Below are 18,583 nucleotides of genomic sequence, written 5' to 3'. Positions count from 1 at the left end.
GAGGAGGTCGGTCTTTCGTGACATCGCGCGCCGTCAGCGATTAGGCTCAAAGAATGTCTGACGGAGGGTTCGGTGATGAAAAGCCATGCGCGCGCAGTGATTGTCGGGGGCGGTGTGATTGGGGCGTCGATTGCCTATCACCTGGCCAAGGCCGGTTGGTCAGATGTGGTTCTGCTGGAACGCGATGAACTGACCTCAGGCTCCACCTGGCACGCGGCCGGGCTGCTGCCGCTGTTCAACATGAGCTACGCGACCAGTCATATCCATGACTATTCGGTAAAGCTTTATAAGGAGTTGGAGGCAGAGACCGGATTGAATGCCGGTTTCTCGGTGGTCGGCAACCTACGCATGGCCCAAAGCCGCGACCGGATGGATGAGTTCCAGCTTTATGCCTCCACCGCGGAAACTGTGGGCATTCCGTACGAGTTCCTGACCCCGGAACAGATCCGGGATCGCTGGCCGCTGGTTCGGACCGAAGATCTGCAAGGCGCGCTGTATCATCCCACGGACGGCTATATTAACCCTGCCGATGTCACCCAGGCGATGGCCAAGGGGGCCCGGCAACGCGGGACCGAGATTTACCGCCGCATGCAGGTGGATGGGATGCGCTGGACCGGATCGGAATGGGTCGTCTCAGGGCATAAGATGGTGGAAAAGGGCGGCAACCTGATCCCCGAAGAGCCGTTCGAGATCACGGCAGAGCATGTCGTGACCTGCACCGGCAACCACGCCCAGCGCACCGCAAAGATGCTGGGTATCCGGTTCCCGGCAATCCCGGTTGAGCATCAGTACATCGTCACCGAACCCGACCCCGCGCTGGTGGAGTATCGCAAGACCCATGGCGAACATCCGGTGCTGCGCGATGCCGATGCCAAATGGTATGTGCGCGAGGAACGCGGCGGCTGGATCCTTGGCCCCTATGAGGATGGCGCACCGGCGCGGTTCCTGCACAGCGTTCCCGACAGCTTCCGGGCTGACCTGTTCCCACTGGACCTTGACCGGATCGAGGCGGAGTACCTGTCGATGATCCACCGCATCCCATCCTCGGAAACCGTGGGCCTGAAAGACGATTTCAACGGGCCGATCTGCTATACACCCGATGGCAACCCCCTGGTTGGCCCGGCGCAGGGTCTGCGCAATATGTGGCTGGCTGAAGGGTTCTCATTCGGGATCACGGCGGCGGGCGGCACGGGGTATTATCTGGCGCAGATGATGGTCGAGGGCGAGGCCGAGATCGACATGGCCAGCCTTGATCCCAAACGCTATGGTCAGGACTGGATGACCACGGACTATGCCGCGCGCAAGAACGAGGAATGCTATTCTCACGTCTATGTCCTGCATCACCCCGACGAAGAACGCGAGGCGTGCCGCCCCGTGCGCACCTTCCCCGCCTATGACCGGCAAAAGGCGCTGGGTGCCCAGTTCGGGCAGGTCAACGGTTGGGAGCGGCCGAATTACTTCGGCCCCAAAGATGCACCGGCGGATTTTGACAAGACGACCCGCAGCTTCCGCCGTGGCGGCTGGTGGGACTATGCCGTCGAGGAGGCCAAGGCGATCCGCGAAACCGCCGGTCTGATTGACGCCTCGGCCTTTGCCAGCCATGTGCTGACCGGCCCCGGGGCGGAAGGCTTTCTTGACTGGTTCACCACCAACAAGCTGCCCAAACCCTATCGCATTAATCTGACCTACGCCCTGACCGGGGCGGGCACGACCCGCACGGAATACACCATCCTGCGTGAGACTCCGCAGCATTGGGTCCTGATCTCGGCCGGGGCGTGGCATGCCTATGATCGGGACAATCTGTTGAAAGCGGTCGAAGACAAGGAGCCGGACTTCGGCCGCATCAATGTCGAGGACTGGACGACTCGCTATGGCTGCTTTGCGCTGGCCGGGCCGAAATCCCGCGACATTCTGCGCGAACTGATCGTTGATCCGGACCCGGATACGGCCCTGTCCAACGCTCGCTTCCCCTGGTTGTCAGTACACAGGATCGAACTGGGCCAGTGCCCGGTTGTCGCCGTGCGCGTGGCCTATACCGGTGAACTGGGATGGGAGTTGCATCACCCGGTGGAATTCCAGACCTACCTGTTCGATCGTTTGATGGAGGTTGGCGCTAAGCACGGCATGAAACTGGTCGGTGCGCGGGCGCAAAACTGGCTACGGCAGGAAAAATCCTATCGCGCGTTCGGCACCGAACTGGGCCGCGATGCCACCCCGCTGGAGGCCGGGCTGGATCGCTTCGTTGACCTGTCCAAGGATTTCCACGGCAAAGAGGCGATGTTGGCCAAAGGTATCCGCTCTTCCTGCGTCACGTTGATGATCGACGGCCCGCCCGATGCTGACCCCTGGGGCCGCGAGGCGCTGTTTGCCGGCGATACGCTGGTGGGCCGTCTGACCTCGGGCGGCTATTCCGTAGCGCATGGCAAATCCATTGGTATGGGATATGTGACGCCGGATCAGGCTGTGCCGGGAACCAAGCTGGAGGTGCTGATGTTCAACCAGCGTTGGCCCGCTGAGGTCGTCGCCGACAGCCCGCATGACCCGACCAACATCCGCATCCGGGCCGATGGATAATGTATTGTTTTTTTGCATCCGAATTGAACAGGCTGCGGACCAGCGCACCAATGGAGCCATCCGATGCAAACCGTCAAAGCCGCCCTTGTTTCAGCGCTGATTTCTCTGGCACCAGCCGTCAGGGCTGAAGCGCCATCGTTCAAGACACCATCGAGCAACATCCTGTGTTATGTGCCGGATGATTTGCCGGGATATGAGAATAGTGACCAGCTGATCTGCCTTGTATTCTCAGCAGATTGGGCGCCACCGCTTGATCCTGCATGCGGTGTTGATGAAACCCCGACCTTTACGCTTGGACCAACAGGAAACGCGCGGGAAGATGTCAGCTGCCATGGTGATGTCTTCTGGCCCTACCCTACACCGGAACTTGGATATGGCTCCACCTGGTCGGTTCTGAACTACCGCTGTGAGATCGAGACGACCGGTGTAAAATGCGTAAATGCTGACGGCCACGGATTTCAGCTTGCACGTGGGAAGCGTTCGGTTTTCTAGGCACTGCATATCGGCCTGACCTATTCGATATCCAATCGGTCAAACCGCCAAAAACAATCTGATAGCGCGTCGTGGTTTTGTACGGCGTTGGTGCGCAATGTGCGCCGTTACCCTATTGCCCGGGGCGGTCGGGGTCTTTCTCGGAGGATGAGGTTTGGTGTAAAGCTTGCTTTACATTCAATTCAAAGCATTCTATGTAAAACATACTTTACACGAGGATCACCCATGTCGCACTACGCAAAACTCATGCTTTGGGCCGCTATTGCAGTGGTTTTGGCCTATACAGGCTTTTTCATATCCATGTCTGATGGCCTGACCACAGGGGATCGCAGCCCCATGTTTATGGCGCTTGCTGTCATCGGGTTTCTTGGGACGGTTGGCATCATCATATTCGTCCAACAATGGCTCAGCAAACCGACCGCTAGGGCCTTTCCGGACGAAAGAGAACGGCTTTTGGACGGCAGGGCCGAACAGGTCGGTGCTCGCATCCTTGAGGCAGGCGTTTTCGCCGTTATCGCCTTGGTCATCTATGAGGCATCGACAGGCCCCGGCAGTTTGGGCACCTACAGTCTGACGCGCCCGGAAGCTCTGGTTTTTGCGTTGATTACGATCAGCGCAATCGCCGCCGTGGCACGAATGATCACTGCCGTTGTTCAGGATGTACGCGGATGAAACCCGCAAAGGTCATCACAAGGGTGCGCAGCCTGCGCGAGGCGGACCCGTTCGAGACGCAACAGTCACTGGCCGATGCGCTTGGCGTTTCAAGGCAAACGATCATCGCTATCGAAAGCGGGCGCTATGCACCCTCACTAGATCTAGCATTGCGCATTGCGCGTCATTTCAAGCTTTCCGTTGAAGACGTGTTTTCGCTTCAGGACGACAGGTGACACCGAACTCAAGTTGTGGGATCAGGCCATGTTTCTAATGCAATCTTCGCCGGGTAAGAACCAGTGGTGGCGCTACGCCCTCACCCTTCTGATAACCATCCTGGCCTTTGTCGCGGGGCATATCCCACTTATTGCCCTCGTGACAGTTTACGCTCGGAAAGGCGGCTTCAGCGAGGCTGAACTCGACCAGTTGCTTGCGGCAGGGGGGTTAGGGCAGATCGGTGTCGGTTCCAATATGGCGCTGGTTGTCATGCTTGTGCCCTTTGCAGTTGCGCTGATTGCCCTTGTTACGTGTCTGCGCGTGATACATGCGCGCGGCCTATTGTCGGTTCTGACAAGCCGTCATTGCTTTGACTTTAGACGTGTCGCAACGGCGGGGCTGGCTTGGTTTGTCATCGCGGGCGGTCTGGTGTTGCTGGCGGTTCCTTCGGAGCTGCTGTCCTATCAGTACAAAACCTCGGCGTTCCTGCCGCTGCTGGCCATCACGGTTTTGCTTTTGCCGCTACAGGTCGCTGCAGAAGAGGTTCTGTTTCGCGGCTATCTTTTGCAGGCGTTCGCCCGGATGTTTGCAACTCCCATCTGGCCGCTTTTGATGACAACCGGTCTATTTGCCATCGTCCATCTTTCGAACCCGGAGTTTCGGAACGGTTTTGCGAGCGTGGTGCCGGTCTATCTGCTGCTCAGCTTGTTCTTTGGTCTGCTGACCGTGCTTGATGACGGGCTGGAACTGGCCATTGGTGCGCATCTGGCTAACAATCTGTTCACTGCTCTGGTTCTGAGTACATCGGATGGGGCGATGAACACAGCCTCGATCTTTCAAACGCAGGTGGCTGTGATCGTTTCCCATCTGTGGGTGCTGTTACTGGCGATCCCTTTGGTGCTGGGTCTTTTGCATCTGAGATACAGGTTCGACTGCATGGGCCTGTTCCGCCGAAGGTAGGTGCGGCCTAAGGCAATTTGATTGGTCGAAGATGATGGCCGAACTGATGTGGTGTCTTCAGTATTTCAATTGATGCTACCCCGTCCGACCGCAAATGCTTGACCGGCGACACGGCACTGATAGGTTGATGGAACCAATCAGGAGTGTGGTGGGATGACCAACTGACACCGGGACCCCGGAAAATCTGTTGATGTGCTGGCTGTTGGCCGGCGTTTTCCCCATACCTGATCGGAGAATTCTCTTGCGACATATCATCTATGACGTGGCCGTCAGTCTTGACGGCTATATCGCTGCATCTGACGGCGATTTTTCTGCCTTTCCGCTTGAGGGCGACCATGTAGCGGCCTATCAGGCCCGCCTGCAGACCTATGACACCGTACTTATGGGGCGGGCGACCTATGAGGTTGGCTATCGTTTTGGCTTGCCGCCCGGGGCGAAAGCCTATCCGCATATGGATCACCATATCTTCTCGCAAAGCCTAAGCCTGCCTGAAGGGGCAGAGGTACAGGTCCACCGGGATGATTGGCTGAGCGTGGTTGATGGCCTGCGCCAAGCCAAAGGTGGCGATATTTACCTGTGCGGTGGCGGGCAGTTTGCCGGGTTTCTGGAGCAGCATGGCCGGATCGACCTGCTGCGGCTGAAACGCGCGCCGATCCTGCTGGGCCAGGGCATTCCGCTATTTGCCGGGATGCGGGAAACCAAATTGCTGCAACTGACCGATGCCAAGGTCTACGACAGCGGTGTGGTTTATTCAGAGTATCACTGAACGTCCCTGCCGGGGCTACACCCGTTTGGTGGCCTCGGTAACTATGATGTCCCGCAACATGGTAGAGATGTTCAGGCCATTGCTATGCCTCTCTCAGGTCATGGTCGCCGCTACTTGTTCTGTTTGAACCCGGTATCCGGTCGGAACGACCACTGGACACAACTCAATCCAATCGGAGCATCTAAAATGGCAATACTGGTAGGTGCGGACAACAACGAACTCATCAACGGTACCATCGAGGGCGACTTGATTTTGGGACTTGATGGAAACGACACCATCTACGGTCTTGACGGCAACGACGTCATCTCCGGTGGTGCGGGGAACGATGTAGTATTTGGTGGCAGCGGCGCTGATCGCCTTATCGGCTGGACGGGACGCGACTTTCTGTTTGGCGGCGGCGGGGATGACCGGCTTGAAGGCGGTGATGACGACGACTTCCTTCTTGGCGATGGCGGCAGTGATGAGCTTTTTGGCGGCGACGGGGATGATTTTATGCGCGGTGGGAATGGCGCAGACATCATCAATGGCGACGATGGTGATGGCCGCATGTATGGCGATAACGGCAATGACAGCATGTATGGCGGCGACGGCAACGATACGTTCTATAGCGGCAACGGCACCGACACCATGTTCGGCGGCGACGGGAACGATCGCATTCGTTTGGGAACTGGGGACCGGGCCGATGGCGGTAGCGGCGCTGATGAGTTCATTTTCCACGACAATGAGATCGCGGACGGTGCTACCATGGCGATCTGGGACTTCGCCGGTTGGCAGGGCGACCGGATCGACCTGAGCGATTTCGGCCCGATGCAGTTCATCGGAGAGAATGGTTTCGACGGAGGCGGTGACGCGCAAGTGCGTTTTGTTGAGCTAGGCGGCGGTGATTTCCGTATCTTTGTAGACACCGACGGAGATGGCGGTACCGATTTCGAGATCTTTGTCGAATCACAGTTGGCGAACGAGGATATCACGCAGAACGATTTCATCTTTGGCTGATAGCAAAAACACAGGATGATCTGCCTTGTGCAGTGGCGTCTGTACTGGCCCAACAGAAAAAAGTTCTTTTCCGCTGGGCCGAAACATCTCACACTCTCTCTGATGACGCGATCCGGAATCGCGTTTGCATGTCGGCTCCCGGACCCAACCGGGCCGCTGAATTGCGATATAGGGGAGGTACCCAGATGACTAAAGTCACCATGACGGTGAACGGGAAACCCGTATCAGGAGACGTCGAGGGGCGCACCCTTCTGGTCGATTTCCTGCGCGAGAACTTGCGCCTGACCGGCACCCATGTCGGGTGCGACACCAGCCAATGCGGCGCTTGTGTCGTGCATGTTGACGGCAATGCTGTGAAAGCCTGCACCATGTTCGCAGGAGAGGCCGAAGGGGCCGAGGTCACGACCATCGAGGGTATGGCCAATGCGGACGGGTCGCTGGGCAAGATCCAGCAGGCGTTTCAGGACCATCATGGTCTGCAATGCGGTTTTTGCACCCCGGGCATGGTGATGTCGGCGGCGGCCCTTCTGGACGAGAATCCCAACCCGTCCGAGGCGGAAATACGCGACTATCTGGAAGGCAATATCTGCCGTTGCACCGGATATCACAACATCGTCAAAGCCATACAGGCCGCTGCCTCAGCGTAACGCAGTAGGGTGGGTTTAAACCCACCCTACTCAGGCGGACCAACCGCCCCGCGATCAGCCAGCAGCAGCCAATCAGGGAGGAAGACATGCCAAAGGATCAAGGCATAGGTGCCAGCAGCAAACGGCGCGAAGACGTCCGGTTTCTGACCGGCAAAGGCAAATACACTGACGACATTTCTGTTCATGGTCAGACATATGTGCACTTCATCCGGTCGGATGTGGCGCACGGAACGATCCGGAACATCGACACCAGTGCAGCCGAAGGCATGCCGGGTGTTCTGAAAATCTTCACCTCAGCCGATTTTGAAGGCATTGGTGGCCTGCCCTGCGGCTGGCAGGTTACCGACCGTTTCGGCGAAGCCATGCAGGAACCCGGCCACCCGGTTCTGGCCGCAGGCAAGGTGCGCCATGTTGGCGACCCGATTGCCGCGGTTGTCGCGGAAAGCGCCGCAGAGGCCCGCGATGCCGCCGAGGCCGTCGATATCAATATCGAAGAGCTGCCCGCCGTCATCAACATGGCCGAGGCGCTGAAAGATGGCGCGCCGAAGGTGCATGACAATCTGACCTCCAACCTTTGCTACGACTGGGGCTTTGTGGAGGAAAACAAGGACGCCGTTGATGAGGCCATCAAGAATGCCCATCATGTCACCACGCTGGAACTAACCAACAACCGTCTGGTGGCCAACCCGATGGAGCCGCGTGTCGCTCTGGGCGATTACGATGCCTCGACTGACGAGCACACACTTTACACCACCAGCCAGAACCCGCATGTCATCCGGCTGCTGATGGGGGCCTTCGTGCTTGGCATTCCAGAGCATAAACTGCGCGTCGTTGCCCCCGATGTCGGCGGCGGCTTCGGCTCTAAGATCTTCCACTATGCCGAAGAGGCCTTTGTGACCTTCGCGTCCAAGGCGGTGGGGCGTCCGGTGAAATGGACCTCCAGCCGGTCCGAGGCGTTCATCACCGACGCGCATGGGCGTGACCATGTCACCAAGATCGAACTGGCGATGGATGAGAACGGCAAGTTCCTCGCCCTGCGCACCGATACATTGGCCAATATGGGGGCATATCTGTCGACCTTTGCGCCCTCGGTTCCGACATGGCTGCATGGCACGCTGATGGCGGGCAATTACACCACGCCGCTGATCTATGTGAACGTGAAGGCCGTCTTTACCAACACCGTGCCTGTCGATGCTTATCGTGGGGCGGGTCGCCCCGAGGCAACGTTCCAACTGGAGCGTGTCATCGACAAGGCCGCCATCGAAATGGGCATCGACCCGGTGGAACTGCGGCGACGCAACTTCGTCAAACCCGATCAGTACCCTTATGCCACCCCGGTGGCGGTTGAGTATGACACCGGCAATTACGATGCCACCATGGATAAGCTTTTGGAAATGGTGGACCGCGACGGATTTGCCGCCCGCCGGGCGCAGTCCGAGGCCAATGGCAAGCTGCGCGGTTTTGGCATTTCCAGCTATATTGAGGCTTGCGGCATCGCACCGTCGAACCTTGTCGGCCAGCTTGGCGCGCGCGCTGGGCTTTATGAAAGTGCCACGGTGCGGGTCAACGCGACCGGCTCCATCTCCGTCCTGACAGGCTCACACAGTCATGGGCAGGGGCATGAAACCACCTTCCCGCAGGTGATTGCTGAGATGCTGGGGATCGACGAAAGCCAGGTTGACATCGTGCATGGCGATACCTCCAAAACGCCGATGGGCATGGGAACCTATGGCTCCCGCTCCCTCGCAGTGGGTGGGTCTGCCATGGTCCGTGCCACGGAAAAGGTCATCAATAAGGCCAAAAAGATCGCGGCCCACTTGATGGAGGCGGCCGAGGGTGATGTGGAACTGGCGAACGGCGAATTCTCGGTTGCCGGGACCGACAAAAAGGTTGCCTGGGCCGATGTGACCCTTGCCGCCTATGTCCCCCATAACTACCCGCTGGAGGATATCGAGCCGGGGCTTGAGGAAACGGCGTTTTACGATCCGTCCAACTTCACCTATCCCGCCGGGGCCTATGCCTGCGAGGTTGAGGTCGACAAGGACACCGGCAAGGTCACCATCTGCAGCTTTGCGGCCGCAGATGATTTCGGCAATGTCATCAACCCGATGATTGTCGAGGGTCAGGTGCATGGCGGTCTGGCCCAGGGCATCGGTCAGGCGCTGTTGGAAAACTGCGTCTATGATGAAAACGGCCAGCTGATCAGCGCGTCTTATATGGATTACACCATGCCGCGCGCCGATGATCTGCCATCCTACGACGTCGATCATTCCTGCGCGACACCCTGCACGCACAACCCGCTGGGTGTGAAGGGTTGCGGCGAAGCGGGCGCGATCGGCTCGCCCCCTGCGGTGATCAACGCGGTGGTGGATGCGGTCCGCTCTGGCGGCAGTGACATCACCCATATCGACATGCCCGCCAGCCCGTCCCGGGTCTGGGCGGCGATGAACGGCTAAGCATTGCGCCCCGGGGCAGCCCCCGGGGCCGACGGAACAGAACGGAGAAACAGTCATGTACGACTTTAACCTGGTAAAGCCCGGCAGTGTCGCAGAAGCCGTCGCCGCCCTGGGCGAGGATGCGCAGCCGCTGGCCGGTGGCCAGACGCTGATCCCCACCATGAAACAGCGCCTCGCCAGCCCCGGCACATTGGTCAGCCTGACCGGAATTGCCGAACTGAAGGGCATTTCGGAAAGCGGCGGTGTCCTGACCATAGGCGCCGCCACCACCCATGCGGAGGTTGCGGCGGGTGCCAGCGCCTATCCAGCACTGGCGGCTCTGGCGGGCAATATCGGCGATCCGGCGGTGCGCAATCGCGGCACCATCGGCGGCAGTCTGGCCAATAACGACCCGTCGGCGTGCTATCCGGCGGCGGCGCTTGCCTCGGGTGCCACGATCGTCACCAACACGCGAGAGATCGCGGCGGACGACTATTTCCAGGGCATGTTCACAACGGCGCTGGAGGAAGGGGAGATTATCACCGCTGTGAAATTCCCGATCCCGCAGGCGGCGAATTACCAGAAATTCGAGCAGCCCGCATCGCGGTTTGCGCTGGTAGCTGTGTTTGTTGCCAAGACGGCTGATGGGGTCCGCGTGGCCGTGACCGGTGCGTCAGAGGATGGAGTTTACCGCTGGACGGCGGGCGAAGAGGCGCTGAATGGCAATTTCAGTGCAGATGCGCTGGATGGTGTCAGCGATACCGCTGATGGCAAGATCGGGGATATCCACGGCACGCCAGAATATCGCGCGCATCTGGTTGGCGTGATGACGAAGCGGGCCGTCGCCGCCTGCTGATCTGCCTTAAAGTTCTGAAAAGCCCCGGTCTTTGCCGGGGCTTTTTCTGTTTTATGGGCGGAATGACCGCGCGTTGACAGGTTTCCATGCCAGCCGTTCAGCGGTCTTTAACTTTGTTCGACTTTAGTTGCCTGGTGCGAAGTACCGAGGTGACCCGATGGATGAATTCGAACTCAAGCCGATCAATGCTCAAAGAACAGCACGGCGCAAATGCTTGCTGGGCGTGACCATCATGCTGGTGGAAGACAGCCTGTGCGCGTCCGAGGCATTGCGGCTGATGGCGGTGGCCTCAGGCGCGCGGTTGCGGCGGGCGGATTGCCTGACCTCGGCCAAGCGGCATCTGGCGGTGTTTCGACCGAATGTCGTGATGGTTGATCTGGGGTTGCCTGATGGCGATGGCCTTGACCTGATCTCGACCATGGCAAAATCGGTCCCCAGCCCGGCAGTGATCGCCTTCAGCGGCGGCGATCTGGACGATTGGGGCCCGGCAGCCAGACACGCGGGGGCCGATGCGACATTGGTCAAACCGGTTGGTGGCATTGCAGCATTTCAGGATTGTATTCTATCAGTGCTTGAAGATGGCGAAGAGCGGCGCAAGGGTCATATCCCACAGCCGTTCCTGAAACCAGCCGCCAGCGCTGATGCCATCCGTGAAGACTTGCGCAACGCGCGTGAGTTGCTTCGCGTGGCGCTGGCCACGCGTGACCCGGACAGCCTGAACTATGCCAGCCAGTTTGTTGATTCTATCGCGGCAATGCTGCGTGACCACGAAATGGAGAAATGCGTCAGTCAGATGATCGCTGCAGCGCCGGGTGATCTTATGGCGGGCGTTGGCCCTGCGGCAGACTTGATGAAGCTTCTGGAAAAGCGCTTCAACTGGGACGATTTGGGGGCTGCGGCACAGTAGGGCGCGTCGGGTTTCGGCATCATGTCATCGCCCATCGGGGCGGCGTCAGAAATCCAGTAGCAATGGGCAATGATCCGAAACGACCGGGGTCGAGATGACATCGAACCGGGTGACCTTCACGCGATCATTGATCAGCATGTAATCGGCGAACCGACCGGGCTTGGGGTAGAGCGCGCTGCGGGTACCGGAAAACCCGCCGGTTGTGACCAGCTCTGTCAAACCAAGGTCACCTAGGATGCGCAATGTTTCGCTTTGCGGCTCAACATTCAGGTCGCCACATATGATCAGCGCGTCACCCGGCTCGGCAACAGCGCGCGCCATTTTGGCCAGCCGATCGGCCTGCTTTTGACGTTCTGGCGTGTCATGCTTGCCCGCCGGGTCCCGCAGCCCATGCGTCTGCAAAACGGTGACTGCCCGGTTGGCCTGATGATCGTAGAGCCGTATCGCATGCGCATTGCGGGATCGTGGATGATCTCCATAGCCATCTGCGCCATAGGTTTTGTGCACAAAACCTTGCCGCTGGCTGATCACCGGTATCGTATTGCGCACAAAGGTGGCCAGCCCCCAGAAGGACGGCACGGCCTGTTCCCCGACCCACAGATCACCTCGGGCGGCCGGGCAGAACATCCCCGCGTGATCCGGCAAAGCCGCCGCGATTTCCGAATAGAGCGCCGCGCGCTGCGGCAATCTGTGATCGCCGTCGCGATAATCCATCAAAGGGGCATGTTCGCGCCCACCCCAGACGTTCAGACATAAAAGCTTCATGACCCACCCTTCATTTGCAAAAGGTCGTCCGCCTGATCCACATCGGACAGCTCATCCGTCAGCCTGACGTGCAGGCCCCCAAGGCTCCGCAAGGTGTCGGCCTGAGCATGCGGCCCGGACCAGCGCACGTCGCGGAACGCCTCGGACGGCAGAGTGTGCCTGGAACCGATCAGCCAGTATCCACCATCGGGTGCAGGCCCCAGCACGGCCTCTGCCCGGCCAAAGGCAGCAAAGGCGCGGGTAATATGACACGGGCGGATTGACGGAATGTCGGACCCGATCAAAACCACCCGCCCGGGGCGGCAGGCAGCCATCACCCGCCGCATCCGGTCCCCAAGATCGCCGCGCCCCTGCGGCAGACGGGCCAGATCCGCGGGCCAGATCCGGCTGGCCAACCCCTCCGTATCCGGTGCGACGGCAAGCACCGTGCGCCAGCGCGGGTCGCGCCCCAGCCGACGGATCAGGGCCGTTGTTTGATGCCGATACCACCATGCCGCCGGAACCGTCCCGATATCCGCAGCCAGCCGGGTTTTGACCCGCCCCGGTCGCGGTTCCTTGACCATAATAATCAGCGTATCAGGTGGCATTTCATTCCGCGCCGGGTGCGCCCAATCCAAGTCAAACCATCGTGAAGCTTTGCTATCACATAATTTTCCCCTTCAAATACAAACATTTGCGAGTGCAAAAAGAAAATCCCTGCAAGGGGTGGATTACGCTGCTCAAACATGTTTGGCTTAGGACGCAACGCAAAAATGCGGCCCAGAACATAATCGGCCCGGCCTCATGCAGGGACCAGATAAGACGTGCGACAAGGTCACGTCAGGGCATTTTCCCAACATACGAAGCGGAGTGACCGATGAAGAAGAAGACCCCGGATTCTATTGATAAGATTGCAGCCGAAGCACGCATGGGGCGTTTGTCCCGGCGCGACTTCATGCACCACGCCACGGCGGCGGGGCTGGCGGCATCTGCAGCAGGGGGACTCTGGACCTCATCGGCACTGGCGCAACCGGCCAAGGGTGGCACGTTCCGTCTGGGCACGCATGACGGCAACACCTCGGACACGCATGATCCGGGCACCTATGTTTCCTTCTCAATGATCCAGCTGGCGCATACCTATCGCAGCTATCTGACCCTGATCGAGCCTGACAACTCGCTTGGTCCGGATATCGCAACGGAATGGTCTGCTGCACCGGGTGCTGCGGAATGGACCTTCAAGCTGAACCCGAATGTCAGCTTCCATTCCGGCAAGAAAATGACGGCGGATGACGTCATTGCTTCGCTGAACCACCACCGCGGTGACACATCGACCTCTGCCGCCAAGGCGCTGCTGACCGATGTGACCGATATCGTCAAGGATGACGATTACACGATCACCATCAAGCTGGCCTCGGGTAATGCTGATCTGCCCTGGCTGATGACCGACTATCACCTGGCGATCTGCCCGGCGAATGACGATGGCAGCATTGACTGGCAGTCGGGTGACGGCACCGGCCCTTACAAGATCGTGGATCATGAATTCGGCGTCGGCACAAAGCTGGTGCGCCATGATGCCTGGCATCTGGAGGGCGCCTATTTTGATGAGGTTGAGCTGACCGTCCTGAACGACCCCAACGCGCGCCAGACCGCGCTGGTCACCGATGATGTGGATGCCATCACCCAGTTGGAGCTGAAAACCCTCGCCCTGCTGCAACGTGATCCGAATATCGAGATCGACAACGTACCTTCGGCAGCCGCCATCACCATGCCGATGTTCTGCGATCAGGCACCGTTCGATAACCCGGATGTGCGCAACGCGATGAAACTAGCAATGAACCGGGACGAGATCATCGAGAAGATCGCCTTTGGCACAGCCATCCCGGGCAATGATTTCCATATCGCGCCTAACCAGCCCTATCACCCGGGTGACATCCCGCAGCGGGCCTATGACCCTGATGAGGCGAAATCCCTGCTGAAGAAAGCCGGGGCTGAGGGGCTGTCGGTGAACCTGTCGGTTGCAGACTCGGTCTATTCCGGTGCGGTTGATATGTGCGTGCTTTACGCCGAACAGGCCAAGGCAGCAGGCATCAACATCAATGTCACGCGGGAGCCAAATGACGGATATTATTCCGATGTTTGGCTGAAAAAACCATTCTGCGTCGTGCAGTGGGGGGCGCGTCCGACCCCTGATGTGATGCTCAGCCTTGCCTACAAGGATGACGCAGCCTGGAACGAAAGCCACTGGCAGAACGAACGTTTCAACGTATTGCTGCGCGAGGCCAAGGCCGAGCTGGATGAAGCCAAACGCGCCGAACAATATCGCGAGATGGCCATGCTGGCCCGCGATGACGGTGGCACCATCATCCCGATGTTCACCAACTTCGTCTATGCGCGGCGTGCCAACGTAAAGCATGGCGAGAACCTTGCCGCCAGCTGGCAATGCGATGGCGCCCGCGCCTGTTCGCGCTGGTGGTTCGAAGGCTGATCGCCCGACGATTTCGGGGGGCCGTGCCAACGCGCGGCCCCACCCAACAACCACACCGCCATGAAAAAGGCGGGGAAAGGTAGTGAGGGATGGAGGACGTCCTGACACTGATTACCAAGCGCCTTGGCCTTGGCCTTTTGACCCTTCTGGTCATATCGGTTCTGATTTTCTTCGCGGTTGAGGCTTTGCCCGGCGACATTGCCGAGGCGGTTCTGGGTCAAGGCGCGACTGAGGATAACCTGCGCGCCCTGCGCGATCAGCTTGGCCTCGACCGGCCAGCGCCTATGCGGTATCTGGACTGGCTTGGCGGGGCTGTGACCGGGGATTTCGGAACCTCGCTGATCTCGGGTGCAAGCGTTAGCGAATCGATTGGCCCGCGCCTGAAAAATACTTTGTTTCTGGCGGCTTATGCTGCGGTGATCGCGGTCCCCGTGGCGATCCTGCTGGGCATCATCGTCGCCCTGCTGCGCAACACGCTGTTTGATCGGATGGCCAATATCATGGCGCTAACGGCGATTTCGTCGCCGGAGTTTTTTCTGGGCTACATCCTGATCCTCTATCTCTCGGTTAAAACCGGCTATTTCCCGGCGATTGCCAGCCTGAAGGCGGACATGTCCTTCACCGAGCTTCTGCACCGCACCTTCCTGCCCGCGCTGACCATGGTGCTGGTGGTGCTGGCGCATATGATGCGGATGACACGGGCGGCGATCATCAACCTACTCGCCTCCCCCTATATTGAGATGGCCCGGCTGAAAGGCGCACCGGCGTGGAAGGTGATCGTGCATCACGCCCTGCCCAATGCCTGGGCCCCGATCATCAATGTTGTGGCGCTGAACCTGGCCTATCTGATCACCGGCGTTGTGCTGGTCGAGGTGGTGTTCGTCTATCCCGGCATCGGCCAGTTGCTGGTGGACAGCGTGGCCAAGCGAGATTTCCCGGTGGTGCAGGCCTGCTGCCTGATCTTTGCCGCGACCTTCATCCTTTTGAACCTTGCAGCGGATGTCGGGGCGATCCTGACCAACCCGCGCCTGCGGCACCCGAAGTGAGGCAGTCATGAGTGTATTTGTCATAGGCTACTATGCCGTTCTCATCGCGGCCTCCTCGCTGGCGGCGCATTTCAATCAGCGCAAGGTCTTTATCCTGCTGTTCTCACTGACGCTGGTCTCCTTCGTTGTCGGGATCATCGGCGGTGTTCCGGCGTTGGAGTTTATCGTCAAAGCGGCCGGTATTCTGGCGCTGACCATTGGCGTGTCCTACTGCTTTCGCGAGTTTCTGGTTGCCCTTGCGCCTCGCGAACTTGCCAAAACCCTGCGAACTGCGCCGCTGACCGCAGCCTTTGGCATGTTCGTGATCTTCACCTACGCCATCCTCGGCATCTTTGCCCCCGTCATCGCGCCGTTTGGCGAGGCCGAGGTGATCGCATCCGCCTTTGCCCCGGCAGATGAAAAGATGCTGCTGGGCGCTGACCAGATCGGCCGCGATATGCTCAGCCGCATTATCTACGGTGCGCGCAACACTGTCGGGCTGGCCCTGATGGCGACGTTCCTGGCGTTTTTCGTCGGCGCGGCAGCGGGCATGTTTGCGGCCACCAAAGGCGGTTGGTTCGATCAGTTTATGGGGCGTTTTGCCGATGTGATCATGTCCGTGCCATCGCTGATCTTCGCACTGCTGCTGCTGTCGATTTTTGGCACCAACGTCACCGTTTTGGTGATCACGGTTGCCATCATCTATTCGCCGCGCGTGTTCCGGCTGACCCGAGCTGTAGCGGGCAACGTCGTGGTCATGGACTATATCGAGGCTGCGAAGCTACGCGGCGAAGGCACCGGCTATCTGATCCGCAAGGAAATCCTGCCCAATTCCACCGCGCCCCTGATTGCGGAATTCGGGCTGGAGTTCTGCTTCGTTTTCCTGTTGCTGGCGGGCCTGTCCTTTCTGGGCCTTGGCATCCAGCCACCCACCGCCGACTGGGGATCGATGGTGCGGGAAAACGCAACGCTGATCTCGTTCGGAGAGATCACACCGCTGATCCCAGCTGCGGCCATTGCCCTGTTGACCGTGGCCGTCAACTTCGTCGTCGACTGGATGCTGTTCCGGTCCTCTGGGCTTAAGGAGTAAGTCGATGAGCAAAGATCTTCTGCTGAAAATCCGCGATCTGCGCATCGAAGGGTATTCCGATGAAAACTGGGTCGAGATCGTCCATGGCATCGACCTGAATCTGCGCCGGGGCGAGGTACTGGGCCTGATCGGCGAAAGTGGTGCGGGCAAATCCACCATTGGTCTGGCCGCAATGGGGTTTGCCCGCGATGGCTGCCGGATTTCCGGCGGCACGGTGGAATTCGATGGGATGGAGTTGACGACAACCCCGGCCTCGGACCTGCGCGCGCTGCGCGGCTCTCGCATCGCCTATGTCGCGCAATCGGCGGCGGCCTCGTTCAACCCTGCGCACCGGCTGATCGAACAACATACCGAGGCACCGGTGCATTACCGGATGCAAAAGCGGCTGGCCGCGCAGGAAGACGCGATGGAGCTGTATGAGCGCCTGCGCCTGCCCAACCCGCGCGAGATCGGCTTTCGCTACCCGCATCAGGTCTCTGGCGGGCAGTTGCAGCGGGCGATGACCGCCATGGCGATGGCGTGCCGTCCCGATCTTATCATCTTTGACGAGCCGACCACCGCGCTGGACGTCACCACCCAGATCGAGGTGTTGGCCGCGATCCGCGATATCGTCGATCAGTTCAACACCGCCGCGATCTACATCACCCACGATCTGGCAGTCGTAGCACAGATGGCTGACCGCATCAAAGTGCTGCTGAAAGGCAACGAGGTTGAAACCGCCCCCACCGAGGAAATGTTGTCCAACCCGCAAGAGGATTACACCAAATCCCTTTGGGCTGTGCGCAGCTTTGAACGCCCGCAAAAAGCCCGGCCCGACGAGGCGACGCCGGTGGTTTCTGTGCGGAATGTCGATGCGTCCTATGGCGACACGCCCGTGCTGCATGGCGTGTCCTTCGATATCTATCCCGGCATGACCACAGCGGTTGTGGGGGAAAGCGGCTCGGGCAAATCCACCACGGCGCGCTGTATCACCGGGCTGTTGCCACCCACCAGTGGCAAGATCCTGTTTGACGGCCAGGAGTTGCCCGCTGACTATCGCCAACGGTCCAAAGACCAGTTGCGCCAGGCACAGATGATCTATCAGATGGCCGATACCGCGCTGAACCCAAAGGTTCGCATCTCGGAAATCATTGGTCGCCCGGCGGCGTTCTATTCCGGCCTGCGCGGCGCGGACCTGAAAACCCGGGTCGATGAGTTGCTGGATTTGATCGAGCTGGAGCCCGGCAAATACTACAACCGCTACCCGCCCGAGCTATCCGGTGGCCAGAAACAGCGCATCGGCATAGCACGCGCCCTGGCAGCCGAGCCGAAATTCATCATCTGTGACGAGGTAACATCCGCGCTGGACCAACTGGTCGCTGAGGGCATCCTGAAGCTGCTGGATAATCTGCAGAAAGAGCTAAACCTCGCCTACATGTTCATCACCCACGACCTGGCCACAGTCCGCGCCATTGCGGACGAGGTGGTGGTGATGCAGCAAGGCAAGGTGATCGAACAGGGCCCCAAAGACGCCATGTTCACCCCGCCGCACCATCCCTACACGGACCTGCTGCTCTCCTCCGTCCCCGAAATGGACCCCAACTGGCTGACGACATTGCTGGAGGAACGGGGCGTGGATAATATCGGCGAGGCGGCGGATACGTGAGACAGGGCGTCTGTTTGCAGCAACGTATGCCTTAAAGCGTTTCGGGATAAACCTGAGACAAAAGTTTATCCTGAAACGCAGTGATAAGCCGATA

17 protein-coding genes are annotated in these 18,583 nt (G+C 59.4%); 15 read left to right on the top strand and 2 right to left on the bottom strand.

The features are described 5' to 3' along the window. The first annotated feature begins 75 nt into the window (after positions 1-75). The 11 genes from ACW9UQ_RS06255 to ACW9UQ_RS06205 all read left to right on the top strand — a co-directional run bounded on the left by ACW9UQ_RS06255 (position 76) and on the right by ACW9UQ_RS06205 (position 11,500). The gene (locus tag ACW9UQ_RS06255; protein ID WP_458930142.1) at positions 76-2,574 is read left to right on the top strand and encodes a GcvT family protein; all 2,499 of its coding nucleotides are present in this window, start codon (positions 76-78) and stop codon (positions 2,572-2,574) included. A 63-nt stretch (positions 2,575-2,637) separates the two neighbouring features. Next, positions 2,638-3,066, top strand: a complete 429-nt coding sequence (locus ACW9UQ_RS06250) for a DUF6636 domain-containing protein (RefSeq protein WP_458930141.1) — start codon at positions 2,638-2,640, stop codon at positions 3,064-3,066. A 225-nt stretch (positions 3,067-3,291) separates the two neighbouring features. Then, a complete protein-coding gene (locus ACW9UQ_RS06245; protein WP_458930140.1) occupies positions 3,292-3,738 on the top strand; it encodes a hypothetical protein in 447 nt (148 codons plus the stop codon). Continuing rightward, positions 3,735-3,953, top strand: coding sequence for a helix-turn-helix transcriptional regulator (locus ACW9UQ_RS06240; protein WP_458930139.1), 219 nt, complete (start codon positions 3,735-3,737; stop codon positions 3,951-3,953). The genes ACW9UQ_RS06245 and ACW9UQ_RS06240 overlap by 4 nt, the downstream gene beginning before the upstream one ends. Before the next feature lie 28 nt (positions 3,954-3,981). After that, positions 3,982-4,893: a CPBP family glutamic-type intramembrane protease gene (locus ACW9UQ_RS06235; protein WP_458930138.1), complete on the top strand. Its 912-nt coding sequence runs from the start codon at positions 3,982-3,984 to the stop codon at positions 4,891-4,893. 241 nt (positions 4,894-5,134) lie between these two features. After that, entirely contained in the window at positions 5,135-5,659 is a 525-nt protein-coding gene (locus ACW9UQ_RS06230) for a dihydrofolate reductase family protein (RefSeq protein ID WP_458930137.1), read from the top strand. Between the two features lie 186 nt (positions 5,660-5,845). Beyond that, a complete protein-coding gene (locus ACW9UQ_RS06225) occupies positions 5,846-6,655 on the top strand; it encodes a calcium-binding protein (RefSeq protein ID WP_458930136.1) in 810 nt (269 codons plus the stop codon). 185 nt (positions 6,656-6,840) lie between these two features. After that, positions 6,841-7,302, top strand: a complete 462-nt coding sequence (locus ACW9UQ_RS06220; protein ID WP_458930135.1) for a (2Fe-2S)-binding protein — start codon at positions 6,841-6,843, stop codon at positions 7,300-7,302. An 86-nt stretch (positions 7,303-7,388) separates the two neighbouring features. Continuing rightward, positions 7,389-9,758 carry a xanthine dehydrogenase family protein molybdopterin-binding subunit gene (locus ACW9UQ_RS06215; RefSeq protein WP_458930134.1) on the top strand — a complete coding sequence of 790 codons (2,370 nt, stop codon included), beginning with the start codon at positions 7,389-7,391 and terminating at the stop codon, positions 9,756-9,758. Positions 9,759-9,813: 55 nt separating this feature from the next. Continuing rightward, complete coding sequence (locus ACW9UQ_RS06210) at positions 9,814-10,593, top strand: FAD binding domain-containing protein (protein ID WP_458930133.1); 780 nt, start codon at positions 9,814-9,816, stop codon at positions 10,591-10,593. Between the two features lie 157 nt (positions 10,594-10,750). Beyond that, complete coding sequence (locus ACW9UQ_RS06205; RefSeq protein ID WP_458930132.1) at positions 10,751-11,500, top strand: response regulator; 750 nt, start codon at positions 10,751-10,753, stop codon at positions 11,498-11,500. Between the two features lie 45 nt (positions 11,501-11,545). Here the strand turns inward: ACW9UQ_RS06205 and ACW9UQ_RS06200 are convergent, their stop codons facing one another. Beyond that, positions 11,546-12,265 (bottom strand): endonuclease/exonuclease/phosphatase family protein, encoded by a 720-nt coding sequence (locus ACW9UQ_RS06200; protein WP_458930131.1) that lies wholly within the window; start codon positions 12,263-12,265, stop codon positions 11,546-11,548. Continuing rightward, positions 12,262-12,852, bottom strand: a complete 591-nt coding sequence (locus ACW9UQ_RS06195) for a TIGR04282 family arsenosugar biosynthesis glycosyltransferase (RefSeq protein ID WP_458930130.1) — start codon at positions 12,850-12,852, stop codon at positions 12,262-12,264. The genes ACW9UQ_RS06200 and ACW9UQ_RS06195 overlap by 4 nt, the downstream gene beginning before the upstream one ends. 269 nt (positions 12,853-13,121) lie before the next feature. Here ACW9UQ_RS06195 and ACW9UQ_RS06190 point away from each other — a divergent pair, with 269 nt between their 5' ends. The 4 genes from ACW9UQ_RS06190 to ACW9UQ_RS06175 all read left to right on the top strand — a co-directional run bounded on the left by ACW9UQ_RS06190 (position 13,122) and on the right by ACW9UQ_RS06175 (position 18,489). After that, the gene (locus ACW9UQ_RS06190) at positions 13,122-14,729 is read left to right on the top strand and encodes an ABC transporter substrate-binding protein (protein WP_458930129.1); all 1,608 of its coding nucleotides are present in this window, start codon (positions 13,122-13,124) and stop codon (positions 14,727-14,729) included. Between the two features lie 89 nt (positions 14,730-14,818). Beyond that, on the top strand, positions 14,819-15,775 hold the full coding sequence (locus ACW9UQ_RS06185) for an ABC transporter permease (RefSeq protein WP_458930128.1): 957 nt from the start codon (positions 14,819-14,821) through the stop codon (positions 15,773-15,775). A 7-nt stretch (positions 15,776-15,782) separates the two neighbouring features. Further along, positions 15,783-16,844 carry an ABC transporter permease gene (locus tag ACW9UQ_RS06180; RefSeq protein WP_458930127.1) on the top strand — a complete coding sequence of 354 codons (1,062 nt, stop codon included), beginning with the start codon at positions 15,783-15,785 and terminating at the stop codon, positions 16,842-16,844. 4 nt (positions 16,845-16,848) lie between these two features. Further along, entirely contained in the window at positions 16,849-18,489 is a 1,641-nt protein-coding gene (locus ACW9UQ_RS06175) for an ABC transporter ATP-binding protein (protein ID WP_458930126.1), read from the top strand. The last annotated feature ends 94 nt before the right edge of the window (positions 18,490-18,583 follow it).

The sequence above is a fragment of the Halovulum sp. GXIMD14793 genome, from assembly GCF_054457435.1.
Note: the sequence above shows the minus strand (reverse complement) of the source record. Positions and strands in the feature narration are given on the sequence as shown.